27 protein-coding genes are annotated in these 22483 nt (G+C 64.5%); 21 read left to right on the forward strand and 6 right to left on the reverse strand.

Annotation, left to right across the window (positions count from 1 at the left end):
* The 6 genes from Q9R22_RS11460 to Q9R22_RS11485 form a co-directional block, all read left to right on the forward strand.
* The coding region (locus tag Q9R22_RS11460; protein WP_311254211.1) for a hypothetical protein at positions 1–282 on the forward strand (282 nt) is incomplete at its 5' end.
* A 188-nt stretch (positions 283–470) separates the two neighbouring features.
* On the forward strand, positions 471–1184 hold the full coding sequence (locus tag Q9R22_RS11465) for a hypothetical protein (RefSeq protein WP_311254212.1): 714 nt from the start codon (positions 471–473) through the stop codon (positions 1182–1184).
* 234 nt (positions 1185–1418) lie between these two features.
* Positions 1419–2069, forward strand: coding sequence for a hypothetical protein (locus Q9R22_RS11470; RefSeq protein ID WP_311254213.1), 651 nt, complete (start codon positions 1419–1421; stop codon positions 2067–2069).
* 13 nt (positions 2070–2082) lie between these two features.
* The gene (locus Q9R22_RS11475) at positions 2083–2544 is read left to right on the forward strand and encodes a hypothetical protein (RefSeq protein ID WP_311254214.1); all 462 of its coding nucleotides are present in this window, start codon (positions 2083–2085) and stop codon (positions 2542–2544) included.
* 288 nt (positions 2545–2832) lie between these two features.
* Positions 2833–3186, forward strand: coding sequence for a hypothetical protein (locus Q9R22_RS11480; RefSeq protein ID WP_311254215.1), 354 nt, complete (start codon positions 2833–2835; stop codon positions 3184–3186).
* A gap of 157 nt (positions 3187–3343) precedes the next feature.
* The gene (locus Q9R22_RS11485) at positions 3344–3664 is read left to right on the forward strand and encodes a hypothetical protein (RefSeq protein WP_311254216.1); all 321 of its coding nucleotides are present in this window, start codon (positions 3344–3346) and stop codon (positions 3662–3664) included.
* A 148-nt stretch (positions 3665–3812) separates the two neighbouring features.
* On the opposite strand, the gene Q9R22_RS11490 is transcribed toward Q9R22_RS11485, so the two are convergent.
* Positions 3813–4205 carry an Lsr2 family protein gene (locus tag Q9R22_RS11490; protein ID WP_396415672.1) on the reverse strand — a complete coding sequence of 131 codons (393 nt, stop codon included), beginning with the start codon at positions 4203–4205 and terminating at the stop codon, positions 3813–3815.
* 236 nt (positions 4206–4441) lie between these two features.
* Here Q9R22_RS11490 and Q9R22_RS11495 point away from each other — a divergent pair, with 236 nt between their 5' ends.
* The 5 genes from Q9R22_RS11495 to Q9R22_RS11515 all read left to right on the forward strand — a co-directional run bounded on the left by Q9R22_RS11495 (position 4442) and on the right by Q9R22_RS11515 (position 6694).
* Complete coding sequence (locus tag Q9R22_RS11495) at positions 4442–5050, forward strand: hypothetical protein (RefSeq protein WP_311254218.1); 609 nt, start codon at positions 4442–4444, stop codon at positions 5048–5050.
* Positions 5051–5177: 127 nt separating this feature from the next.
* A complete protein-coding gene (locus Q9R22_RS11500; protein WP_311254219.1) occupies positions 5178–5381 on the forward strand; it encodes a hypothetical protein in 204 nt (67 codons plus the stop codon).
* 120 nt (positions 5382–5501) lie between these two features.
* Positions 5502–5831, forward strand: coding sequence for a hypothetical protein (locus tag Q9R22_RS11505; protein ID WP_311254220.1), 330 nt, complete (start codon positions 5502–5504; stop codon positions 5829–5831).
* Positions 5832–5898: 67 nt separating this feature from the next.
* Positions 5899–6279: a hypothetical protein gene (locus Q9R22_RS11510; RefSeq protein WP_311254221.1), complete on the forward strand. Its 381-nt coding sequence runs from the start codon at positions 5899–5901 to the stop codon at positions 6277–6279.
* A gap of 28 nt (positions 6280–6307) precedes the next feature.
* On the forward strand, positions 6308–6694 hold the full coding sequence (locus Q9R22_RS11515; protein ID WP_311254222.1) for a hypothetical protein: 387 nt from the start codon (positions 6308–6310) through the stop codon (positions 6692–6694).
* A 69-nt stretch (positions 6695–6763) separates the two neighbouring features.
* Here Q9R22_RS11515 and Q9R22_RS11520 read toward each other — a convergent pair whose 3' ends face one another.
* The 3 genes from Q9R22_RS11520 to Q9R22_RS11530 are packed head-to-tail and all read right to left on the reverse strand — an operon-like array spanning position 6764 to position 8175.
* Positions 6764–6979: a hypothetical protein gene (locus Q9R22_RS11520; RefSeq protein WP_311254223.1), complete on the reverse strand. Its 216-nt coding sequence runs from the start codon at positions 6977–6979 to the stop codon at positions 6764–6766.
* A 3-nt stretch (positions 6980–6982) separates the two neighbouring features.
* A complete protein-coding gene (locus tag Q9R22_RS11525; RefSeq protein ID WP_311254224.1) occupies positions 6983–7369 on the reverse strand; it encodes a hypothetical protein in 387 nt (128 codons plus the stop codon).
* Entirely contained in the window at positions 7366–8175 is an 810-nt protein-coding gene (locus Q9R22_RS11530) for a hypothetical protein (protein WP_311254225.1), read from the reverse strand. The genes Q9R22_RS11525 and Q9R22_RS11530 overlap by 4 nt, the downstream gene beginning before the upstream one ends.
* Before the next feature lie 205 nt (positions 8176–8380).
* On the opposite strand from Q9R22_RS11530, the gene Q9R22_RS11535 reads away from it, so the two are divergent.
* Both Q9R22_RS11535 and Q9R22_RS11540 read left to right on the forward strand, forming a co-directional pair.
* Positions 8381–8773 carry a hypothetical protein gene (locus Q9R22_RS11535; RefSeq protein ID WP_311254226.1) on the forward strand — a complete coding sequence of 131 codons (393 nt, stop codon included), beginning with the start codon at positions 8381–8383 and terminating at the stop codon, positions 8771–8773.
* 449 nt (positions 8774–9222) lie between these two features.
* Positions 9223–10257 (forward strand): replication protein RepA, encoded by a 1035-nt coding sequence (locus Q9R22_RS11540; protein WP_311254227.1) that lies wholly within the window; start codon positions 9223–9225, stop codon positions 10255–10257.
* Between the two features lie 66 nt (positions 10258–10323).
* Here the strand turns inward: Q9R22_RS11540 and Q9R22_RS11545 are convergent.
* Positions 10324–11528 (reverse strand): IS3 family transposase gene (locus tag Q9R22_RS11545; protein WP_311254228.1). Its coding sequence is split into 2 segments (ribosomal slippage): positions 10324–11253 and positions 11256–11528, totalling 1203 coding nucleotides; the frame shifts between segments, so codons are not numbered across the junction.
* Between the two features lie 246 nt (positions 11529–11774).
* Positions 11775–12203: a putative immunity protein gene (locus Q9R22_RS11550; protein ID WP_311254229.1), complete on the reverse strand. Its 429-nt coding sequence runs from the start codon at positions 12201–12203 to the stop codon at positions 11775–11777.
* 432 nt (positions 12204–12635) lie between these two features.
* Between Q9R22_RS11550 and Q9R22_RS11555 the strand changes: the two genes are divergently transcribed.
* The 8 genes from Q9R22_RS11555 to Q9R22_RS11590 all read left to right on the forward strand — a co-directional run bounded on the left by Q9R22_RS11555 (position 12636) and on the right by Q9R22_RS11590 (position 22271).
* Positions 12636–13268, forward strand: coding sequence for a recombinase family protein (locus tag Q9R22_RS11555; protein ID WP_016998066.1), 633 nt, complete (start codon positions 12636–12638; stop codon positions 13266–13268).
* 13 nt (positions 13269–13281) lie between these two features.
* On the forward strand, positions 13282–14739 hold the full coding sequence (locus tag Q9R22_RS11560; RefSeq protein WP_044658717.1) for a Mu transposase C-terminal domain-containing protein: 1458 nt from the start codon (positions 13282–13284) through the stop codon (positions 14737–14739).
* Positions 14726–15649, forward strand: a complete 924-nt coding sequence (locus tag Q9R22_RS11565; RefSeq protein ID WP_081994409.1) for an AAA family ATPase — start codon at positions 14726–14728, stop codon at positions 15647–15649. The genes Q9R22_RS11560 and Q9R22_RS11565 overlap by 14 nt, the downstream gene beginning before the upstream one ends.
* A gap of 228 nt (positions 15650–15877) precedes the next feature.
* Positions 15878–17323: a mercury(II) reductase gene (merA, locus tag Q9R22_RS11570; protein ID WP_311254230.1), complete on the forward strand. Its 1446-nt coding sequence runs from the start codon at positions 15878–15880 to the stop codon at positions 17321–17323.
* Between the two features lie 75 nt (positions 17324–17398).
* Positions 17399–18787 (forward strand): FAD-dependent oxidoreductase, encoded by a 1389-nt coding sequence (locus Q9R22_RS11575; RefSeq protein ID WP_044658719.1) that lies wholly within the window; start codon positions 17399–17401, stop codon positions 18785–18787.
* An 85-nt stretch (positions 18788–18872) separates the two neighbouring features.
* Positions 18873–19271: a heavy metal-responsive transcriptional regulator gene (locus Q9R22_RS11580; protein WP_019311206.1), complete on the forward strand. Its 399-nt coding sequence runs from the start codon at positions 18873–18875 to the stop codon at positions 19269–19271.
* Between the two features lie 169 nt (positions 19272–19440).
* A complete protein-coding gene (locus Q9R22_RS11585; protein ID WP_311254231.1) occupies positions 19441–20034 on the forward strand; it encodes a recombinase family protein in 594 nt (197 codons plus the stop codon).
* A gap of 446 nt (positions 20035–20480) precedes the next feature.
* Positions 20481–22271, forward strand: a complete 1791-nt coding sequence (locus Q9R22_RS11590) for an AAA family ATPase (protein WP_311254232.1) — start codon at positions 20481–20483, stop codon at positions 22269–22271.
* The last annotated feature ends 212 nt before the right edge of the window (positions 22272–22483 follow it).

Genomic DNA, 22483 nt, shown 5'->3' on the forward strand with positions numbered 1-22483 from the left:
GCACCCGAGGAGCACCCCATGACCACCACCGCACAGCCCACCCCCGGCCGGGCCCACGTCTACGACTACGCCGTGCGAGTGACCGAGATCGCCACGGAGACACTGCGACTGAGCCCCGAAGCGGCCGCCGCCGCGTTCGCTGACCCCGAACACCCCACCCCTGCCGAGATCGAGGTAGCGCGCGGTGCGGCCGCCGATGCCGGGGTCGATCTCAACCGCCGATGGCACGACGTCGAGAGCGAGCGCGTCAGTCCTGAGCTGATCGAAGTCACCACCGGCTGACCCACCCCCCCTAGTGCGCCCCGTGCGGAGACCGGACACCCGGCCACCACACGGGGCGCACTCACGCGCGCGGGCGGGCGGCGAAAACTTTCTTGGGCCACATGTTGCGCGTGTAGCAATGTGTGTGTAATGTAGTTGTTGTTAGCGGGGCACACGGCCCCGGACACCGAACCCCCAGGAGGGACACCATGAGCACCACCTACACGATCGCCTGCGCGGAGCTGCACAACCTGATCGCCAAGATGAAGCCTGCGACTGCCAAGCCCAGCGCATACCTGCCGGTGCTGGAGCGGGTGCGCCTGAGCGTGGACGCGGACACGCTTACCGCCATGGCCACGGACCGCTACCGGCTGTTCATGGACAGCGCGGCGCTGGTCAGCGAGGAGGTGACCGAGGACGGGGAAGACCTGGCGCGGGTGTTCACGCTCCCGGCCACGGCCGCCGATGACTTCAAGCGGCTCGGCTTCGCCAAGGCTGAGCACGAGCACGCCAAGGTGGAGGTCACCGCCGCTGAGGTGACGGTGTCCACGGGCACCGCGCGGCTGACGTACCCGGCCCTGAATGCGGATTACCCGCAGGTGGGCCCCCTGCTGGCCGGAGCGCTGGAGAAGGTGGCCGATGGACAGGGCGTAGACTTCACGACCGCGTATAACGCCGACTACCTGGCCGACTTCGCCAAGGTGCGCCGGGCCGGGGGGATCGATAAGAACGCTCCGCTCCGGGTCCACCAGGTGCCCGCTGGGGCCTCGAACGCGCAGATGGTGGTCACGTTCGAGGGCACCGACTTCTGGGCCCTGCTGATGTCCGTGCGCGTGCCCCAGACGGGCACCCAGACCGCTGAGGAGGCCGTGAGCCGCGCCGCCGAGACGGCCCGGGCCTCCCAGGCACTCGCCACTGCCTGAGTCCACCACCACCGCCCCGGGCCGGCCCCACCGGACCCACCCGGGGCTCAGCTCTCACTGCTCCTACCCAAGGGGCCATGCCGTTAGACAGCCTCTTCGCTTCTGAGGACGACTACTCCTTGACGTAACAATCAGTATCTTTGGTGTTGGATGTTCTCTAAAATTCGTATCTTGATACGATTACATCTGTAATATAACATATTTTTAATTTTGTTACTAGAAATTCCATGATAAGTGAGGACTTTTATGAAGCGTACTTTTTTATCCCTTATTTTTGCGGTTACAATGGTAGTTACTTTGATAAACCCCGCATCCGCAGCGCCCTCAAGCCCTGAGGATGGCCAATTGTACGTATTTTACGGGAACACTGTAACTAAGCCCGACGGAACGATTGACTTGAACGCGAGCCAAATATCCAAAAAGCAAGAGGTCACAGGTCAATCTCTTAACTTAACCAAGGATCCCCAGAACAGCATGATGGCTGCGGCCGTGCCGAAAGACAAGGAAATTCTATATAGATGGGATGAATGGCGAAAGTGGGGTATTGTTGTTCGCCGGACTGCCGGGGAAAAAATTGGGCCGCTTCACAACGTGAGCATAAAATCAGTGAAAGCTACTACTCTATGGCCAGCGACCACGGAACGTGACCCAAACGCCGACAACACCACGTGGATCTATAGGAGCCCAGTAGAGCTTGTCAAGTGTTCGACTATGATCACATGCAAGGTCCTCGAAAAGCGAACTGTCCGCGTAGTACACAATTACCGAAAACTGGATTATTTGGACAAAGAATCTATGGGTCTTATAACAGCTTACTGTGAAGGTTACACTAAATGCCCCGACTGGGTGAATGAGGCCGCAGAAAAAAACATCTCTAAAATTTGAGGGGTAGGCCCCCATGGGCAATCCGGTGATGGATTACGCAGGAGCTATTAAAAGCTACGCATATAATATTGCACATGGTGAAAACATTGTGGCATTTGAATTTATTCACCAAAACCAAGCTAACCTTACCTACGGGCACTTGCCGAATTCATATCGAAACAGCTGGTCCGGTTTTGTTTTGGATCTTGCCATGGGAATATCGGTTCTCTCTGATTTGTACCCCGGAATTCGAGTGGCATCTTCGCATTTTAAAAACAATAAAGGATTTTTTAGTCTTGCCCAAGGCGACTTCCGAAGAAACTACTACTGCATACTGACTGCGATATCCGGAATCGTCTCGCCCGCTGCAGATACACTGGACACAGACGAGGGCAGCTGTTACTGGGGTTATGATTACCCGCGGGGTTTTATGGATGAAATTAGGGGAAATTTTCTTGAAGGAAAACCTTACGGAAAAGATGTCCACCTTTTATAGAATCTCGCACGGTTAAATTCCAAAGAATTACTCTAGATTCAGTTTGGCTATCTAGATAGAACAAGGCGGCGTCGAAATTGACCCGCCTTGTTTTATTTTTTAGATACCCACGTGCCGAAAAATCCGCCCTACGGCAAGTACCCAACAAGCACGTCATCGTCATACGCGGCCATGAAGCAGTTTATCCACACTGCAAAGGCGAGCGGATGCAAGAGGATGCCTATGCCATGAACTCAATAAGTCGGGTCAAGTATTGCTCCATATTGCGCGTTTTATAGTGTGCGTGTAATGTTGTTTTTGTTAGCGGGGCAGATGGCCCCGGACGCCGCACCCAAGGAGATCACCATGGAGACCACCACCTACACGACCAACCAGGAAGCGCAGCTGGCGAAGGTGCTGGCAACCCACCGCGCCCACGCCACGAGCAATGACGGGTGGGTCGGCGCGGGCCACGTAGACGCCCCCGACCGGGAATGGCCGGAGGTCGTGACCCTGCACCACCAGGACACCACAGGCTCCGCCCGGGCTGAGTTCCCGAGAATGACGCGCGAAACCCTCTACGCCGGGCTCACGGCCGCGGGCTACTTCCGGGCAAACCTCGGCGGGGTCGATGTCTACGGCAGAGCAGACCTCCCGTCCTAGCCCCCGACCCCGGGGCGGGCCGGGCCCCCAGGGCCCGGCCCGGCGCTCGCAGTGCGCCGCCCGCGAGCGCCGGTGTTGCGCTTTTATAAATGCGGGTGTAGTGTTGTTCTTGTTAGCGGGGCAGATGGCCCCACCCACCGACTCAGAGGAGGCCACCATGGGCCCCATAGCCACCCACATCACCGGCGCCACCCGCCTCGCCCTGGACACGCGCGAGATCCACGAGACCACCACCAAGGAGGGCGCCCGCCACTTGGAGGCCACCATCCGCCTGCGCCCCAACCTCGACATGGGCGAACTGGGCACCCCGCACGACATGACCCTGGCCATCACCGAGGAAGACGCGTGGCTGGACGTGCAGGTGACCTACTCCAGCGAGAACGGGGTGGAAATGATGCACGAGCACTTCTACGGCGTGCACCCCGCCGACCTCGACACCCGTCTGGAATCGCTCAGCCATGCCCCGCGCTTCAACTGAACCTCCGCCCGCCGGGGCCCCACACGGGGCCCCGGCGCTCGCGGTGAGTCCTTGAAATCACCCGGAGTAGATAGAGGGGGCGGAGCCAGCCGGCTCCGCCCCCTCTGCATTCACGGCCCCGCGCGGGGAGCTGTGTTCGGTGCGGGGTCTAAGACGTTGCGCCTGATGTGGCCGCACGGTAAGCGTCACGGATCTCGTGGGGGATGCGGCCGCGGTCCCCGAGCTCGTAACCGTTTTCCTGGGCCCACGTGCGGATCTTGGCGATCTCCGGGTCACGCTGGGACGCTGCTGCCTGTGCCTTATGCCCGGCGCCCTTGCGCCCGCCCGTGGCCCGGCGCGCCGCGGCGCGGAACGGACTCAGCGCCTCGCGCAGCTGCTCGGCGTGCTCGGCGTTGAGGTCGATTTCGTAGTGGTGTCCATCCACCCCGAAACGCACGGTTTCCGAGGCCTCTCCCCCGTCAAGATCGTCGGTCATAATAATCTGCACCTTTTGCGCCACGGTGGCCCTCCTGGATTTAGTGATCGACGCGCAGTACGTCACGCATTCATGTATTCCACCAACAAACCCCGCCATTAGCCTAAAGTCAAAGACGCGGCACGCCCGCGCTATTACCCCTCCCGCATTACCGGAGTCCCGGCACACCCTGCCCGGCACCCCACCGCGCTCGCGGCGAGCGCGCACACCCCCGTGCTTGCATGGCATATAACTTGCGTGTAGTGTTGTGCGTGTTAGCGGGGCAGCAGGCCCCGGAGATCGAGGCCCGAGGAGGGCACACCATGGCACCTAACGCTCAGATCATCGTCACGGCGGAGAAGACCGCTGCACCGACCACAGGGGGCTCGCCCCGCTACCGGATCGCCCACTCGTTCCCGAACCCTGACCCGGCAGATTTGATCGCGCGCACCGCGCAGCTGATCAACCATCTGCGGCGCGTCCAGGGGTTGACCGGGGACATGGGATTGCTGGCCCGTGAGGCCATGGCCGCGTTCTCCTACCGCGGGGACACCGAGCACTTGATCGGGATGTCCGAGCACGAGGACGTCTCGGTCGTCTTCGCCGGGGACGTGGAGGACTGCGAGCTGGCCGTGCTGGTGGAGATTACATCGCACTGGTTCCGGTTCGGCTTCCTGACTTCCCTGGACACCGGCGAGGAGATCACCGACGTGTGCCGGGTCCACGAGTTCTGGCTGCGTAGCGGCATCCCGGCTTCCCACATGGCCACGGTGGCCGAGGCCTACCGCACGCTGATGGCCGCTGAGTGCGAGGACCACGCGCTGGTGGATGACGACAGCATCGCCGAAGTCCTCACCCCCACCCCCGAGAGCTCGCATCTGGTCACCTACACCCCGGGCCCGGCCTGGGGCCCGACCCACACCCGCCCCTGAGACCGCACCCACCCCGCCCCGGCCACACCCGGGGCGGGGTAACCCTGTGTTGCGCGTGTATTAGTTTGCGTGTAATGTTGTTCTTGTAAGCGGGGCACACAGCCCCCACCGCTGACAAGGAGGACACATGGCACGACTGCCCAAGGAGATCGCCAAGGCCGCGAAAATCGCCGAAGCCGCAGGGTGGCGCGTCGATATCCGCCAAGGCAAGGCACTGTTCTTCCCGGCAGACAAAACCCAGGGCCCCGTCACGGTCCACTTCACCGAATCGGATTGGAGAGCACACCGAAACTTCATCGCCCACCTGCGCCGGGCCGGACTGAAAATCTGACCCCCTCACCTACCGGCCCCCACCGGGGCCGGTAGGCCCCAGGGGGGGGGCGAAGCCGGCCCCCTTCCGCAGCCCCGGCGCTCGCCGACAGCTGCGGGCACACACCCCCAGGAGCAGCACATGCACACCCCCACCGTGGCCGTGCTCGACCACACCGGACACCTCACCCTCACCCGCCTACGCCCCGCCCCACCAGGACGTCCCTGGCACCACGAGCTGAGACTCGCCCGCGCAGGAGCCGGCGCCCAGTTCTGGACCCGACCCACCCCCGGGCCCCTCAACTTCCCCGCCACGACCCTCGCCGACGCCATCGGCGCCGGACGCCTCACCGGACTACTCACCGGCACCGTGCTGATCTGCGGCAGCGCAGGTGACGACACCGCCCCCGAGACCGTCCCGCCCCTAGTACTAGCCATGCACCAAGAAAACCAGCCCTTGAAAGACTTATAACGCCAATGTAGTATTTCTATTGTCAGCGGGGCAGCAGCCCCACCACCCGACACCGAAAGAGACCACCATGCGAGCACTCCTGATCCCCGCCAACCCCACCCGCCGGGTCACCACCATCGCCCTGGACCCCCGCCACCCCGAGACAGCGCTTACCGCCCACCTCGGGGGCTCCCTCACCAGCCTGTGCCAGCGCACCGGCGCCTCCCACCTCCAGATCTGGGCCGGGGCCGACACCACCACTCCCAACGTCCGCGCCAACACCGTTCTCGACGCGCTCGCGGGCGCCGCGAACGCTCCGGCGACGCTGACCGGCGACGCCATCGTGACCGGCTACACCGCCGACTTCGACACCGCCGGCCTCAGCTGCGCCGAGGCCCGGGCGCTGCGCAAGGCCACCGGCGTCCATCCCCACCCGGACGCGGCCGAAGCCCCCGCCACCACGCGCTAAGACACCCCCGAGAGGAAGACCCGCACCCATGGACGCCGCCATCCTCGCCGCCATCACCGCCCGCCTCGGATTCCGCCCGCAGGACGTCGCCGACGAGCTCGACATGGACCCGCGCCGCTTCCGGCGCATCCGCACCGGCAAGTACCCCGTCCCCGAATGGCTCGCGGACACCGTGCGCGGATGGGCCCAGGAGGCCGACACCGACGCCGCGAGCGCCGCCGCCCAACACCGAGCCGACTACCGTCAGAACCCCGCCCCCATCACGCTCACCCGCTACCCGGCCAAGCGGGTCCTGGCCCACCATGAGACCGGGATCAAGGCCCGCTCCGTGGAGACCTGGGACGCCTACCTCGCCCTGGTCATGCTCGACCTCGACGCCCACGACATCCCCTACCACCTCACCACCCGCCCCTGACCCCCTCCGCGCACGGAAGCACCCCGCGAGCCAGCAGCGCTCGCGGGGTGCTTCCGCGCGCACCGGGCGTCACGGCCTTGTGCGCCCCTCCCCCGGCCCACCCGCCTCCGAGTGGCCGTGAGGTCGGGGCGGGAACGCCGGAGCGGCTAGGAGGAACCTCCGGGCCACCTGGCACACGTGGTAGTGCGCCGCGGCCGCCGTGGTGGCGTGCTCCGCCTCCATCCGCGCCACAGTGGCGCTCGCCTCGCGCAGCACGATCCGCAGGTGATCCTCCAGCCCGCTCATGGCTTAGTCCTCGACCGTGGCGATCTCGTAGGGCACGCCGGCCTTCTCCAGCGCTCGGAGGATGAGCCCGAGGTGGTAGTCCCAGGACTGGAGGGAAGACGCCTGTGCGCCGATCTTGTGCGGCAGCTGGTCGTGGTGGGCGTAGCGGGTCAGCTGCGCCGGTTGCCCATGGGCCTCCCACGCCGTGACGGCTTCCTCAACGGTGTTGTCCACCGCGGTGATGGTTTCCTCCCACCACGCACTGACCACCTCCCCGACGTGCTCGGGCACCGGGGCACGGCCATGGAGGACGTCTAGGGCGGCGCCGTCCAGCTCCTCGAAGATGATGTTCAGCGAGGTGGGCGAGAAGCCCAGCAGACCGGTTTTCAGGCGGAACTCGGAGTTGTTCACTTGGCACCGTCCCGTCCGGTGGCCGCGACGTGCCACTGCGCGAGCGTGTCCTTACTCCAGGCGTGGGCGGCAGGTGAAACCACCAGCGCTTCCGGGGGCAGCGGGGAAGAGCGCATGAGCTTGGCGAACTCTGCGCGAGTGACCCCCAGCAGCTTGGGTGCCTCGTCCTCTGAGTAGTACGTCATCGCCTTGGGCTTGCGGCGTTTGATCGGCACGTCCCCGTCGGTTGCCCAGGCATCGAGGTGCTTGCCCGTCCACGCCAGCTCCGGGGCGGTGTCGAGGGTGACCAGATCCGCCTGCATTGGCCGCTCGTTCAGCATCTTCTCGAACGCGGTGCGGGTGATGTTCATGAGCGCGGCGGCGTCGGCGGGCGCGTAGACCGCCAGAGAGCGCGGCTTGCGCGGTTCCGAGACCATCGCCCGCACTTCCTTGTGCCACTCGTCCAGGCTCTCGGCAGTCCAGACCGGCTGGGGCTCCCCCGTGGCTGATCGCATCACGTGAGCGTCAGCGGGGATGTCCTGCTTCGTACGCCGGTGCATGTTGAACGTGGGCGCGGGGATGCCCAGGTACTTGATGGCTGCGTTCGTCGTGTAGTAGACGGTCGGCTCGCCCGGGTCAGCCTTCCCCCAGTGCTCCAGGGTCTCGGCTGTCCACACGGGTTGATCCGGGCGGTTTTTGCTGGTGGCCGCCAGCAGCGCATCGGGTGCCTGCTGGCCATCTGCCACGCGCTGATTGAGCAGCACACGATGCAAACCGAGCTTGGTGGCGGCGGCACCGATGGAGTAGAAGACGGGCTTCTCGGTCATGTCGATCCTTCCAACGATCATCTGTTGCCAACAACATTACACGCGATATATTGTGCTGTCTACGAGCAGAGCGGTTATCGCTTGTGATGTTGTGGCGCTCGGTTCTGCTCACCCGTGAGACGGCCGGCCCCACCGAAGCCCACCGCATGCATGCTTGCAAGCAAGCCTGCTGACATGCAGACGCCTGACACGGAAGGAGTGCAGGATGCACGATCTCGTGACGTCCCTGCTGCCTGACACTTGGACAGCCCCCGCGGAACAGCTCCCTACGGGGGTGTGGTATCCATCTCTGTTCCTGATGTGCGTGATCTCCGCGGTCCCGCTGATCGTGGCTGTATGGATCTGGTGGCGCATACACCGCCGATGGACGCTCTACCTCGGGGCAGCAACCTTCCTTAGCGACTGTGGGGTGTCCTTCTCCATCCGGCCTGTCTTCGCCTCAATCTGGCTGAAACTCTCGTCAGCAGCAGCTACCCTGCCTTCCGCCGAGCAGCTGGGCACCGATGCCATGACCACCATTGCGGGATGGGTCTCAGGAGGAGCCGGCGCCCTGCTCGTCGTGTTCTTCCTGTGGGCAGTCATGGACGACTCGAAGTAGAGGTAGACCCCCTTCATCCTGTGGCACCTGGGTTCGTCCACAGATCCACCGGAACCACCCCGGTTACTACAAGGGATCTATCTAGAGGAAAAAATCTATAGGGGAACCCTCAAAAACACGGTCTGACCTGGGCAAACGTGGTCATCCCCGTCACCTAATGACCGCGCAGAGCGTCACCTAATGACCGTGGATAACTTCGGCCCGGAGACACCTCAACTCCCCCCTATACCCATTCTGACTAGGGCAAACGGGCTCAAAGCGTCACCTAATGACCGCGCGGACGGGGCGTCACCTAATGACCGTGGATAACTTCGGCCGTCCACAGGCGGAGAAGGGGTAGCATGATGTATTAGTGAGTTCATGGGCTGGTAAAGAGTCACCCATACAATGAAGAAACCCCCGGCGAGTTGTCGGACTCGCCGGGGGTCAGAACCTAGAAAGGTGCTTGCATGCCTAGCGTACCGAACGAGGATGACGACCGCACCCCCTCGGCGTCCCCGAAAGAGTCCCCTGCGACCCGCACGCTGCGAAAGGTGCTGCCCCACATGGATCGCGCCAATGAGCTGGTGGAGCAGGGGCGCATCCGAGCCGGCAGCTACATTCCGGTCGAGTTGGCGCAGCTGTGCCTCCCCTACCGCGACCCCAAGGATCTGCACTTCTGGGAGCGGACGAACGGCAACAAGAAGCTGCTGATTGAGCCCGCCTTGCTTCCCAGCAGGGATGGGTCGATCCGCAGAGGTTTCCCGTTCGGGTCTGTGCCCCGGCTGTTCCTGATCTGGCTGACTACGGAGATCAAGATGCAGGGGAGGACAGACGGACAACCCATACGGGTTGAGCTTGGCGAGAGCTTGCAGGACTTCATGCGGCAGATCGGACTCACGACGGGTGGGGGCACACAGCGACGACGCGTGATGGATCAGCTGAACCGCCTCGTGAGGGCGCGCATCACGATCCTCGATCTGTCGGCGGAGGGAGGGGCCGAGGGGTCTTGGCGAGACCAGGGGCGGCAGCTCAGTGTTGCATCGAGTTGGAGCCTCTGGCATGCCGGGGATGACGACGATGGAGAGGCGCCACTGATGGGGAGCTACATCGAAGTCTCCCCGGAGTTCGCCCGTTCGATCGACGGGGCTGTGCCTCTCGCGACTGATGTGCTGCGGGAGCTGCAAACCCACCCCATGCGCTTGGACATCTACTGCTGGCTTGTCCACCGTATGTACAGGATGCGGAAGAGGGAGTCTCGGGTCACGTGGCACCAGCTGGAAGAGCAGTTCGGCGGCAACTACAGCCAGACCAGGCAGTTCAGAGCGGCCTTCAAGACGAACCTTCTTGCGGTGCGTATGTACTACCCTCGCGCGCGAATCTCGGTCACCAAGGATGGGTTACTTCTGCGGCCGTCACCTAAGCACATCCCTCAGCGGGGAGATCTGGAGCAGCGCGGCGACAAGTACGACATCGCTCGCGACATCCGAGAGGCCAACAAGTAGCTTGCTTGTCTGCATGCATGCAGACAAGCCGGAAAGGGGGACTGCTGCACGAATAGGTGACAGTGGTTAGGCAGCCAAATCGACTGCTGTGGTCATGATGGTTTCGAACTCGATGGGCGTCAATCTTCCGAGCCGGTCCTGCCGCCGCCGACGGTGATACGTCCGCTCAATCCAGGTGACGATCGCGATCCTCAGCGCTTCTCGTGTCGACCAGGGCCGACGGTCGAGGACGTTCTTCTGAAGTAACGCGAAGAAGCTTTCCATCGCCGCGTTGTCGCCAGCCGCGCCCACGCGTCCCATCGACCCGGCCAGGCCGTGACGGTTGATCACGTGCACGAACTTCCGGCTCCTGAATTGCGATCCGCGGTCCGTGTGCACGATGCACCCGGCGACATCCACGCCGTCAGCCCGGCGCCTGGCGATGGCCGAATCGAGTGCGGCAACAGCCACACTCGACTTCATCCGGTCACTGATCGAGTAGCCGACGATCCTGCCCGAGTACACGTCCTTGACGGCGCACAGGTAGAGCTTTCCCTCGTTTGTCCAATGCTCAGTTATGTCGCTCGGCCAGACCTGATTCGGGTGATCGGCGGCGAACTCGTGCCGTGTGACGCCGTGCTCGTCAGTCGTGGCGAGGCGGTCGTCGTGCACGGGTGGGCCGGGCTTCTTACCGTTCTTGCCGCGCTTCTTGCCGAAACTCGACCACCACGCGTTCGTCGAGCACAGTTTCCACGCCGTTCTGGCCGACATGCTCACGCCCTTGTCGGCCACCTCTTCGTGCAGGTAGCGGTAACCGAATTCCGGGTCGTCACGGTGCGCGTCGAACAGGGCGTTCGCGCGGTGGGCTTGGTCCCACTCGGCTTGGGTGATCGGTTCGGCGAGCCATCGGTAGTACTGCTGGCGGCACAGCTTCAGGACCCGGCACGTGAGCGCCACCGCGATGCCTTCGGTGGCCAGCTGTGTCACGAGCGGGAAGAGCCTTTTCCCGGCAAGTTCGCCTGACTCAAGTAAGCGGCCGCGCGCCGTAGAACTTCGTTCTCTTGCTCGAGGAGCCGATTTCGGCGGCGTAGTTCACGCAATTCAGCGTTGTCGCCGCGGGAGACGCCGGGGCGGTTGCCATCGTCGATGTCGGCTTGGCGCATCCACTTGTTCAACGTCATCTCGTGGACGCCAAAGTCTTTCGCGATCTGGGCGAGGGTGACGCCCGCTTCGCGGGCGCGTGCGACGCGCACGACGTCGTCGCGGAACTCTTGGGGGTAGGGCTTGGGCACGGTGCTCATCCTTCCAGGCCGACCCGCGTAGGTCAGCCAGGTTCGATGTCACCTGTTCGTGCAGCAGTCCCCCCCGACTCCGAAGTGCATCGTGCTACTGCCTTCGGATCCGGGGGAAGACCTCACCGCGCTCATCCACAGCTGCGGATTCGACCTTGTCTACCAAGAGATGGGCCAGCGTGGATCGAAGTTTGTTCGTAAGCCTGTCTCTTAAGAGATGCGATACGGAACACCTAGTCCCGGTGATCAGGAGCCGTCGCCGTAGACATACTCACGGAAGCGGGACGGCAGGTGCGTTCGCTGCCACTCGAGTTCCCGAGCTAGATTCTCGCCAGCGAGGGCCTTGGACGTGTAGCGCGCTATTTCACGGCTGTGGCCAGCCATGTGAGCAGCAGCCACGGCCTGGCCACAAGCGCGTGCGACGGCCGCCGCGGCTGCACTCGACGCATCGCGGGCTGCGGCGTGACAGCCGAAGGCTAGCTTCCGCATCGGACCAACGTTCAGCCGTCCTGCCGAGAACTGGCGTGCGCCATCAAGAGCGTCGTTGAGCCGGGTGTCTTCAGGACGTTCAGCGGCAAACACAGGCAGCAGTCGCTCGACACATGCGACTGCCCAGTAAACCAGCTCTTGCCGGTCTCCCTCCGCCAGTGTCAGATTGTTCAGGTCCTGTTCCATGACCTAAGCATCGCAGGCGGTCACGGACAATAATCCGCGCCAAGAGCCTCAATCTTCGAGCGTTCGCCTTTCGAGCGCCGTCGACAGGCGGGCAAACATCATATGTCTCGTATCTCAAGGGATGCGAGACGTCTCGTCCGGAAAATTTGCGCCCGCGAGTTGTGAACCGCATCGATAAGTGGCGGTGTTCTGACGGAGCTAAATGGCGGCATCGAGGTCTTGCGTCCCGATCGGAGTCGTCGGGCCGGCCGAGCTCGAGGTGATCGACGTGTTGATCGCTCTCGGGCGACTGTCCCACTTCCTTGGTAGTGGGACGGCCCGCGTGGGGATCCTTGCCCGATGTGCACGATCGGCGATTCCTGTACCAGAACTTGGACCAAAAGTGCTGAACCATTTAGGTCGTACGGAACCGACTTCCGGTACGCTGGGCGCATGGAATTGGGCTACGCGCGGGTCTCGACGGCCAAACAGGACCTCGACCGGCAGATCGATGCCCTCCGGCAGGTCGGGATCGCCGCCGAGCGGATCTATGTGGACAAGAAGTCCGGGGCCACCACGGAGCGTCCCGGGCTGACCGCGGCGCTGGCCTACGCCCGGGAGGGTGATGTGATCGTGGTGCACACCCTGGACCGGCTCGGGCGCACGGTGCGCGACACCTTGAACCTGATCCATGACCTCGCCGAGCGGGGGGTGGGGGTGCGCAACCTGGCGGACCCGATCAAGGTGGACTCCACCAATCCGAGTGATCCGATGGCGCAGTTGGCGGTGGTGCTGCTGGCGTTGTTCGGGCAGATGGAGCGCACCTACACCCTCGAGCGGGCTGCTCATGCCCGGTCGGTGGCCGCGGCGAAGGGCCGGCGGATCGGGCGGCCTACGGTGGTGGATCCGGACAAGCTGGCCTACGCGGCGCATCTGCGCGAGAGCGGGCACACGATGGCGGAGATCGTGGCCAAGACCGGGATCACGCGCACCAGTCTCTACCGTCACCTCCCGCCGCGGTCCCCGGAGCCGGTGACGGCCGGACCGGTCACCGCCGCCGAGCCCGAGCCCGGTCCGGCGGACTGACCCAGGTGGGGTGATGGTGGTGGTGCAGCTGGGTCCGCAGGAGAGAGCGGCATTGTTGCGCCAGCACCTCGACGAGGGGGTGCCGCTGACCCGGCTCGCCGCCCACGCCCAGGTCTCGGTCCGCACCCTGCAGCGCTGGGCCGCCGAATACCGGGCGGACTCCTCCGCGGCCGGCTTGCAGCGCAAGGCCCGCAGCGACCGCGGCCAACGCCGGCTGCCTGCGGAGCTGATCGCGGTGATCGAGGCCCTGGCGCTGCGCCGCCCGGCGCCGACGACCAGGTTCATCCACCGCCGGGTGTGCGATCTGGCCCCGGAGCGCGGCTGGGCACCCCCGAGCTACTCGAGCGTGCGCAGCGTGATCGCCGCGATCGACCCCGGGCTGCGCACCCTGGCCCTGGAGGGAGACACCGCCTACCGGGACCGATACGAGCTGGTGCACCGCCGGTCGGCGGTGAGGCCCAATGAGCAGTGGCAGGCCGACCACACCCTGCTCGACGTGGCGATCCTCGACAACCGGGGGCGCCCGGTGCGGCCGTGGCTGAGCGTGATCCTCGACGACTACTCCCGCGCGGTCGCCGGCTACACCGTCTTCACCGGCGCCCCGAATGCCGAGCAGACCGCCCTGGCCCTGCACCAGGCCGTGCGAGCCAAGCCCGACCCGCGGTGGCCGGTCCAGGGGTTGCCCGAGGTGCTCTACAGCGACCACGGGGCCGACTTCACCAGCACCCGGCTGGACCGGGTCTGCCTGGACACCCACATCCGGCTCATCCACTCCCGCGTCGGGGTCCCGCAGGGGAGGGGCAAGATCGAACGCTTCTACGGCACGATCACCACCGAGGTGCTCCCGCACCTGCCCGGGCACATCCCGCACGGCACCGGCGGCACCCCCACCTCACCACCTGCCCTGAGCCTGGAGCAGCTCGACGCAGTGGTCCAGCGCTACCTGATCGAGGACTACCACGCCCGGGTGCACTCCGAGACCGGACAGGCCCCCGCCGCCCGCTGGATCGGGGCCGGGTGGATCCCGCGCACCCCGGCCCGGGGCGAGGATCTCGACCTGCTGCTGCTCACCGCTGCGACCACCCGCATCGTCCAGCGCGACGGCATCCGCTTTCAAGGCACCCGCTACATCTGCCCGGTGCTGGCCGCCTACGTCAGTGAGACCGTGACCATCCGCTACGACCCCCGCGACGCCGGCGAGGTGCGCGTCTACCACCAGGACACCTACCTGTGCCGGGCGATCGCCCCCGAACTGGCCGCTGAGACCATCACCCTCCAACAGCTGCAGCAGGCCCGGGGCGCCCGACGCGCCGCGCTCAAGCAGCAGCTGCGCGCCCGGCGCAGCCTCGCCGACGCCCTGCCCGCCGACGACCGCTGGGCACCACCACCCGCCCCGGCGCCGGGCCCGACGGCAGACCCGCCGGCGGAGCCGGCGCCCCGACACCGGTTGCGGACCTATGCCACCGACTGAGCCCGACTCCTCCCGGAGCCTGCTGGGCAAGGACGACGACGGCCGGCGCTTCCTCTCCGGCACGTTCGGGGAAATCGCAGCCTTGGGCCCACCCCCGGACCCCGCATCACCCCTGCTCCTTCCCACCCGGGAGCACCGCCGTTTCACCGAGTTCGCCGACACCGTCCGCGCCCACCGCTACATCGGCCTGTGCTGGGGCCCACCCGGGGTCGGCAAGACCCTCTCGGCCCGCCACTACGCCGGGGCCCCGCAATGGGAGCAGTGGCAAAGAGACCTGGGCGAGGACCGCGAGCCCGGCCCCATCCCTGAGCAGGTCCTGCAGGCCCGCACCGCGCTGTGGACCCCGACCGTCACCGCCAGCCCCCGACAGGTCGACCAAGCCCTCCCGCGGGCCTGCCAACAGATCTCCTACGCCATCGACTACCACCACCACGGCCGCGTCGACCCGTTCGTGCACCCCGACTCGCGTTCCTCCGGGCTCACCGAGCTGCTCATCATCGACGAGGCCGACCGGCTCAAGACCACCGGCCTGGAACAGGTCCGCGACTACTACGACCGCCACACCCTCGGGGTGATCCTCATCGGAATGCCCGGCATCGACAAACGCCTGGCCCGTTACCCCCAGCTCTACAGCCGTGTGGGCTTCGCCCACGAATACCGCCCCCTCACCCCCGAAGAGCTCACCGCCGTCCTGAACCGCCGCTGGCACACCGACGGACTCGCCGGCGAGGACGACGAGTTCACCCAGGCGGTCGCGATCGCCACCATCGCCCGGATCACCGGCGGCAACTTCCGTCTCGTCGACCGCCTCCTCACCCAGATCCAACGCATCCTCACGATCAACCAGTTGGCCACCGTCACCCCCGAAGTGGTCGAAGCCGCCCGCGAGTCACTCCTGATCGGTCACTGAGCACACGGGCCGGCCACCAGCTCCTGAGATCCACCGGCCAGGCAATCGCCTCTGGCAGCGACTCCTCGAAAGGGCCCCCGGGTCTGGGGCACATACGGTCGTGCACATGACATTGCCGCGGTGACGTCTTGACCTTCCTCTTCAGGGGAAGGTGCAGGCTGGGCACAGCACAGCACCGCACACAGACGGCCCGTCGGGGCCTTCATCACGGACTTACGGAGGCCGGTCATGCCTGAGACGGGAACGCACGAAGTGGACCTGGCGATCATCGGTTCCGGCGGTGGTGCGTTCGCCGCCGCGATCCGGGCCACCAATCTCGGCAAATCAGTGGTGATGATCGAGCGTGCCACGGTCGGGGGCACCTGCGTGAACACCGGGTGCGTGCCGTCGAAGGCGCTGCTGGCCGCCGCCGAGGCCCGCCACGTGGCGCTGGACGCCACAGGACGGTTCCCCGGTCTGAGCACGTCGGCCGCCGGGGTGGACATGCCCGGGCTAATCGTCGGCAAGGACGCGCTGGTGGAGGGAATGCGCTCGGACAAGTACCTGGATCTGATCGCCGACTACGGCTGGGAACTGGCCACCGGCGAAGCGGTGTTCACCGGCACCGCCGAGGATCCGGCGCTGGAGGTCACCGGAGCCGACGGTTCCTGCCGCCGGGTGCGGGCGGCCCACTATCTGGTGGCCACCGGCTCCACCCCGATCGTCCCGGAGATCGAGGGTCTGGATCAGGTGGAGTATCTGACGTCGACCACGGCCATGGAGTTGGACGAGGTGCCGGAATCGCTGCTGATCATCGGTGGCGGGTACGTGGGCCTGGAGCAGGCTCAACTCTTCGCCCGCCTGGGCTCGATGGTCACCATGGTCGTGCGGTCCCGGCTGGCCTCCCATGAGGAACCCGAGGTCTCCCGGACCCTGAGGGGCGTGTTCGCCGAGGAGGGCATCCGGGTGATCCCCCGGGCCACCGTCTCCTCCGTGACGCCCGACCGGGACACCGGGGAGGTGGTGGCCACCGTCACGGGCCCGGGCGGGCAGGACACCCTGCGGGCGGGCCGGCTCATGGTCGCGGTCGGGCGCCGTCCGGTCACCGAGAACCTGGGCCTCGGCTCGGTCGGGGTGGACACCGGGGCGCGCGGGGAGATCCTCGTCGACGCCCGGATGGCGACCTCGAATCCGAAGGTGTGGGCGGCCGGGGATGTGACCGGGCACCCCCAGTACGTCTACGTGGCCTCGGCCCACGGGGTCACCGCGGTGGAGAACGCCTTCCACCACACCGGCCAGCAGATCGACTACACCCACCTGCCGCGGGTCACTTTCACCTCCCCGGCCATCGCGGCGGTGGGCATGACCGACCAGCAGGCCCGGGAAGCCGGCCTCCGGTGTGAATGCCGGGTGCTGCCCCTGGAGTACGTGCCCAGGGCGCTGGTCAACCGTGACACCCGCGGGTTCGTGAAGATCGTCGCCGAGGCCGAGACTGGGCGGATCGTGGGTATCACCGCGGTGGCCAAGGACGCCGGGGAGCTTGCCGCGGCCGGGGTCTACATCTTGTCCGCGGGCATGACGGCGGATCAGGTCTCCACCCTGTGGTGCCCGTACCTGACGATGGCCGAAGGCCTCAAGATCGCCGCCCAGTCCTTCCGCACCGACGTCTCCAAACTCTCCTGCTGCGCCGCGTGAGGATCGGTCGGCCTCGAGCATCGAGCACAGCCGGGAGCTGACGACTCAGCAGGCACTGTAACGGAAGGGGAAGTCATGGCCCAGAGGTTGATCGTCATCGGTGGGGACGCCGCGGGGATGAGCGCGGCCTCCGCCGCCCGCCGCCAGCTGCCCCAGGACCAGTTGGAGATCGTGGCCTTCGAGCGGGGCCACTACACCTCGTATTCGGCCTGCGGGATCCCGTACTTCATCGGCAAGGACGTCGCCGACACCACGGAGCTGATCGCCCGTACCCCGCAACAGTTCCGCGACCACCACGCCATCGACGCCCGCACCGGTCACGAGGTCCTGGAGATCGACCTGCACCGCCGCGCCGTGCTCGTGCGCGACCTGACCGCCGGCCGGGAGGCCTGGGAGGGTTTCGATCAGCTCATGGTCGCCACCGGGGCCACCCCGGCCCGCCCGCCACTGCCCGGGATCGATGCGGCCGGTATCCACGGGGTGCAGACCCTCGACGACGGCCTGGCCCTGCGGGCGGTGCTGGAGCGGGACCGGCCGGGCCGGGCGGTGGTCGTCGGGGCCGGCTACATCGGCCTGGAACTGGCCGAGGCCCTGTCCGCCTGGGGCGTGGACATCACCGTGATCGGACGCCCCCCGGCCCCACTGCCGGGCCTGGACCCGGACATGGGCGCGCTCATCGCCACCGCGATGGAAGGGTACGGGATGGAGGTGCGGATGGAGGAGACCGTCACCGGCTTCGAGACCCACACCGGGAAGGTCACCGCCGTGGTCACCGATCAGGCCACCATCCCCACCGAGCTGGTGATCCTCGGCCTGGGGGTGACCCCGAACACCACCCTGGCCGCCGACGCCGGGATCCCCCTGGGCGAGACGGGGGCGATCGCCGTGGACCGCCGGCTGCGCACCGGCATCGAGGGGGTGTGGGCCGGCGGGGACTGCGTGGAGAAGTTCCACCGCGTCTCCCGCCGCCACGTGGCCCTGCCGCTGGGTACCCACGCGAACAAGGAGGGCCGCACCGCCGGGATCAACCTCGGCGGCGGCTACGCCACCTTCCCCGGGGTGCTCGGCACCGCCGTGACCAAGATCTGCGACATCGAAGTCGGACGCACCGGCCTCGGCGAGGTCGAAGCGCAGGCGGCCGGCTTCGACCCCGTCACCGCCGTGGTCGACTCCACCACCCGGGCCGGCTACTACCCCGGGGCCAAACCCATCCGCACCAAACTCATCGCCGAACGCGGCACCGGACGGCTGCTCGGCGCCCAGATCGTCGGGGAAGAAGGCGCGGCCAAGCGCATCGACGTGCTCTCCGTGGCGCTGTGGCACGAGACCCCGGTGGAAGAGCTGCTCAACATCGACCTCTCCTACGCCCCGCCGTTCTCCCCGGTGTGGGACCCGGTGCTCATCGCCGCGCGCAAGACCTGGCAGGCCGTCGAGACCGACCGCGCCCGCACCGAACCCGGATGACCACCGGCCCCTCCAGGGGCAGGCAGTGCCCTGCCCCCGGAGCCTTCCTCTACCGTGGAAGGCCACAGACCAGTCCAGGATCGAGGTGCGCACCGTGCGGATCGGTGAAGCGGCCGCAGCCGCCGGCATGACCACCAAAGCCCTACGGTTCTACGAACAGCACGGGCTGCTGCCCCCGGTGCACCGCGGCCCCAACGGGTACCGCGACTACCCACCCGAGGCCCTCGCCCGCCTGCAGTTCATCCGCCGAAGCAAGGCCGCCGGACTCAGCCTGGCCGAGATCCGGAACATCCTGCAGATCCGCGACGCCGGGCAGGCCCCCTGCGCCCACGTAGCCGCACAGCTCGCCCAGCAACTCACCGACCTCGACCAGCACATCGCTGAGCTCACCGCCCTGCGGGCCTCCGCGGCCGAGCACTACCAGGCCGCCTCCCAAGGCGACCCCACCCAGTGCGATCCCGCCCAAATCTGCAGCTACCTCTGAGCCCACAGCCGCACCACGGCCGCCAAATACCTCTGTCAGAACACCGCCATTCACCGTCGACAGTCACACCCGCGAGTTCCTGCGGTTCGGCATGTCTCGCATCCTTGTGCTTTATCCACACCCCTAGAATCGGATACTCAACGTCAGTTGCGAGACAGATGAGGTGGACATGGGGAAGATGATCGGGTACGCCAGGGTGTCGACACGGCAACAGAATGCGAATCGTCAAGTGTCTGACCTGTTGAATGCCGGCGTGCGGCGCGATGACGTCTATGTGGACAGTGGAGTGTCTGGAGGGCGTGCATCGCGTCCGAAATTTGACAAGGCCGTGGCCGCGCTCGAGGAGGGCGACACGCTGGTGATCACCACGTTGGACCGGTTGGGGCGATCGACGCAGAACATGCTGGCCTTCGCCGAAGCACTAAGGGTCAGAGGTACCGGATTGCGCGTGCTGAACCTGGGTGGGGGAGACGTGGACACCGCCACCCCGATGGGCTCGATGGTCTTTACCGTCATGGCCGCTCTGGCGCAGATGGAGCTGGAGATCAAGCGGGAGCGGATCACCGACTCGGTGGCCAAACGCCGGGCTGCGGGCAAAGACCTCGGCGGGCGCCGTCAGACCTTCACCGACTCCCAGATCCGCAATGCCGTGCGCCTGATCGACGGTGGGGAGCCGGCCACCCAGGTGGCTCGGGATCTCGGCATGTCGCGGGCCACCCTCTACCGGCGGATCCGGGAGCTGCCGCAAGCGACGAGCATTTGATCCCGTCGTTGCTTGTGAACGTCGTGATGCACATGCCGTACCTCAGTGGGCTTTTCATCGCGCGGGGTAAACGGGCATGACAACGCCTCGCGATTGCTTACCGAGCGAACGGGCGTGCAACGGCCCGGTTGAGGCCGGCTTGTGCTCAGATCGAGGCGACAGATCAAACACCTCAATCAACATCAGAGGCTCTTACTGCGCTGCCGCTCGCATGGAAGTGCTGGTTGCGCTGAGCGAGGGAAACTTCACGATGCTGACCACGCACGTGCCAGAAAATCCCTTGGCAGGCCCCTTATGCGGCGACGGGACGGTAGGCGCTAGTGCAGTGTTCGCACGTGTGTGACACCTACCATGGCCGAATTCCTGCAATGATAAATTTGTGGTTGTTGCGTAAAAATTGATTGCAGGAAGCTCACTTTGAGCGAAACCGATAATAAGGAGACGTTTTGACACAGGACTGGGCTGAACGATTTGCGGCTGCTTTCCCGAACTATCAACATTTTATGGGTGGCGATGCAAACTCTTTCGACTTTGCAATCGATCGTATTAATCTAATTGGTGGTCAATCGATTCCGCTGGAGCGCGCTGGTGTAACTGCCATTGTTGGCGCGAATAACGCTGGTAAGTCGACAGTGCTCCGTGAAGTTTGGGAAAAACTTTCCCACAGTCCCGGTTATGTCGAACAACCGCGCATCGCTGTGGAGTCGCTCGAGTTATATGGCCCTGGAAGTCAAGCAGATGTGATTTCGTGGCTTGGTCAAAACGCAAGTTTTGTAGTTCAGGGTACGGACGCCGGATTCCAAAGATCCCAAATGGGTGTGCAACACCCAGGCGTACTGCTCCAAAGCTGGCAGAACCCACCCGATGAACTGGGCGCGCTTGCGAATTCACTCGTCTTTTATGGCAATGCCCAAGGAAGATTTGGAATTGGTGGCGCCGCCGAGATGCGTGAATCAGCAGGGGATCCACCACAGCACCCGATTCACTATTTACAGGACTCGAAACGTCTCCTCGACGAAGTGAGTGATGTTTCCCGTGATATATTCGGGCAGCCGTTGACTCTTGACGCACTCGGGCGCACCGTTCGCCTTCGCGTTGGCGAGATGGACATGGAGCCGCCCCGAATTGACAACATTCCAGCCGAGTATCGTGAGCAAATGGCTAATTTGCGCCCGCTCGACGATCAGGGTGACGGCATGCGAAGTTTGATGGGTCAGTTGCTTCCGATCGTGACTGCTGCGTACAAGGTCGTCATTATTGATGAACCCGAGGCATTTTTGCACCCGCCGCAGGCTCACGCACTCGGCGCGGAACTGGGGCGCCTGGCAGTGAAAACGGGTCTTCAGATACTGGTTGCGACACACGATCGAAGCTTCTTGACGGGGCTTCTTAACTCAGGTGTAAACATTTCTGTTGCCCGTCTCACCAGGGGAGACGGGCCGAATAAGGCAAGCCGGCTTGACTCGACACAGCTAAAGGCGCTTTGGACTGACCCCGTGCTCAAATACACCAATGTGTTAGATGGATTATTCCACCGCCTTGTGGTCGTGGCGGAGGCGGAAGGCGACTGTGCCTACCTTTCAGCTGCAATTGACTGTGAGGGGCGAGAGGAAGATCCTCTGCCCAGGAATGAAATTTTATTTGTTCCAACCGGTGGAAAAGATGGCATGGCTAAAGTATCTTCCGCACTTAGTGCCGTTGATGTTCCGGTTGTGGCTGCCCCCGATCTCGACATGCTTTCTGACCAAAGAAAGCTTCAGGATTTGGTCAAATCTGTAGGCGGAGTTTGGACCGATGAGATGGCAAAGCTCTGGAAATTGGCAACAGTGGACCTGAATGCACCACGAGAACCTGCCAAAGTCGGCCATGTGCTGGATGCTATCGTATCCGCTCTTGAGGGTAAAAGAAACAATCAGTTTTCGGCTGGGGATAAAGAACTTGTGCTCGCTCAACTCCGCACTCAGGGCTCACCGTGGGCGTCCGTGAAGGACCATGGTATGTCGGCATTCAAAGGCTCTGCTCGTAGGGCAGCAAGGAAGCTCCTCACCTTGTTGGATGAGGCAGGTGTTGTTCTAGTTGAGGAGGGAGAGCTGGAGCGTCTTGCGCCTGAGATCGGGGTGCGAAAAGGCCCTGGGTGGTTACAGGTTGCACTATCGGAAGGGGAGCAATGCAATCAGATGACTCAATCCCATATCGACCGTATCCTGCGAGCTGGAGGTTCAAAGATCGGTCATTAACTAACTGTGTCGATATAAGCACGGCGTTGAGTAAGCCAATGCAGTGACCCCATGTTTCTGACCCAATCCGCAAGAGTTCGCGTGATTCGTTAACTGCACATTTTACTCGGAACTATCATGTCCATTGAAGGGTCGGTAACTGTGTATGTCGCACAAAGGCCTCTAATTGGGGTCGCTTGAGAACGTACACCACATAGCCAGCGGCTTGTGGG

The sequence above is a fragment of the Kocuria sp. PD6 genome (assembly GCF_031844145.1).
In the GTDB taxonomy this organism is placed as follows: domain Bacteria; phylum Actinomycetota; class Actinomycetes; order Actinomycetales; family Micrococcaceae; genus Kocuria; species Kocuria marina.

What these genes read in the sequence shown, in the direction of transcription:
- Q9R22_RS11575 (WP_044658719.1), top strand. Translation starts at nt 17,399, where the DNA reads ATGGCCCAGAGGTTGATCGTCATCGGTGGGGACGCCGCGGGGATGAGC.
- Q9R22_RS11485 (WP_311254216.1), top strand. Translation starts at nt 3,344, where the DNA reads ATGGGCCCCATAGCCACCCACATCACCGGCGCCACCCGCCTCGCCCTG.
- Q9R22_RS11540 (WP_311254227.1), top strand. Translation starts at nt 9,223, where the DNA reads ATGCCTAGCGTACCGAACGAGGATGACGACCGCACCCCCTCGGCGTCC.
- Q9R22_RS11520 (WP_311254223.1), bottom strand. Translation starts at nt 6,979, where the DNA reads ATGAGCGGGCTGGAGGATCACCTGCGGATCGTGCTGCGCGAGGCGAGC.
- Q9R22_RS11530 (WP_311254225.1), bottom strand. Translation starts at nt 8,175, where the DNA reads ATGACCGAGAAGCCCGTCTTCTACTCCATCGGTGCCGCCGCCACCAAG.
- Q9R22_RS11550 (WP_311254229.1), bottom strand. Translation starts at nt 12,203, where the DNA reads ATGGAACAGGACCTGAACAATCTGACACTGGCGGAGGGAGACCGGCAA.
- Q9R22_RS11510 (WP_311254221.1), top strand. Translation starts at nt 5,899, where the DNA reads ATGCGAGCACTCCTGATCCCCGCCAACCCCACCCGCCGGGTCACCACC.
- Q9R22_RS11535 (WP_311254226.1), top strand. Translation starts at nt 8,381, where the DNA reads ATGCACGATCTCGTGACGTCCCTGCTGCCTGACACTTGGACAGCCCCC.
- Q9R22_RS11555 (WP_016998066.1), top strand. Translation starts at nt 12,636, where the DNA reads ATGGAATTGGGCTACGCGCGGGTCTCGACGGCCAAACAGGACCTCGAC.
- Q9R22_RS11515 (WP_311254222.1), top strand. Translation starts at nt 6,308, where the DNA reads ATGGACGCCGCCATCCTCGCCGCCATCACCGCCCGCCTCGGATTCCGC.
- Q9R22_RS11560 (WP_044658717.1), top strand. Translation starts at nt 13,282, where the DNA reads ATGGTGGTGGTGCAGCTGGGTCCGCAGGAGAGAGCGGCATTGTTGCGC.
- Q9R22_RS11505 (WP_311254220.1), top strand. Translation starts at nt 5,502, where the DNA reads ATGCACACCCCCACCGTGGCCGTGCTCGACCACACCGGACACCTCACC.
- Q9R22_RS11480 (WP_311254215.1), top strand. Translation starts at nt 2,833, where the DNA reads ATGTTGTTTTTGTTAGCGGGGCAGATGGCCCCGGACGCCGCACCCAAG.
- merA (WP_311254230.1), top strand. Translation starts at nt 15,878, where the DNA reads ATGCCTGAGACGGGAACGCACGAAGTGGACCTGGCGATCATCGGTTCC.
- Q9R22_RS11495 (WP_311254218.1), top strand. Translation starts at nt 4,442, where the DNA reads ATGGCACCTAACGCTCAGATCATCGTCACGGCGGAGAAGACCGCTGCA.
- Q9R22_RS11500 (WP_311254219.1), top strand. Translation starts at nt 5,178, where the DNA reads ATGGCACGACTGCCCAAGGAGATCGCCAAGGCCGCGAAAATCGCCGAA.
- Q9R22_RS11585 (WP_311254231.1), top strand. Translation starts at nt 19,441, where the DNA reads ATGGGGAAGATGATCGGGTACGCCAGGGTGTCGACACGGCAACAGAAT.
- Q9R22_RS11465 (WP_311254212.1), top strand. Translation starts at nt 471, where the DNA reads ATGAGCACCACCTACACGATCGCCTGCGCGGAGCTGCACAACCTGATC.
- Q9R22_RS11565 (WP_081994409.1), top strand. Translation starts at nt 14,726, where the DNA reads ATGCCACCGACTGAGCCCGACTCCTCCCGGAGCCTGCTGGGCAAGGAC.
- Q9R22_RS11475 (WP_311254214.1), top strand. Translation starts at nt 2,083, where the DNA reads ATGGGCAATCCGGTGATGGATTACGCAGGAGCTATTAAAAGCTACGCA.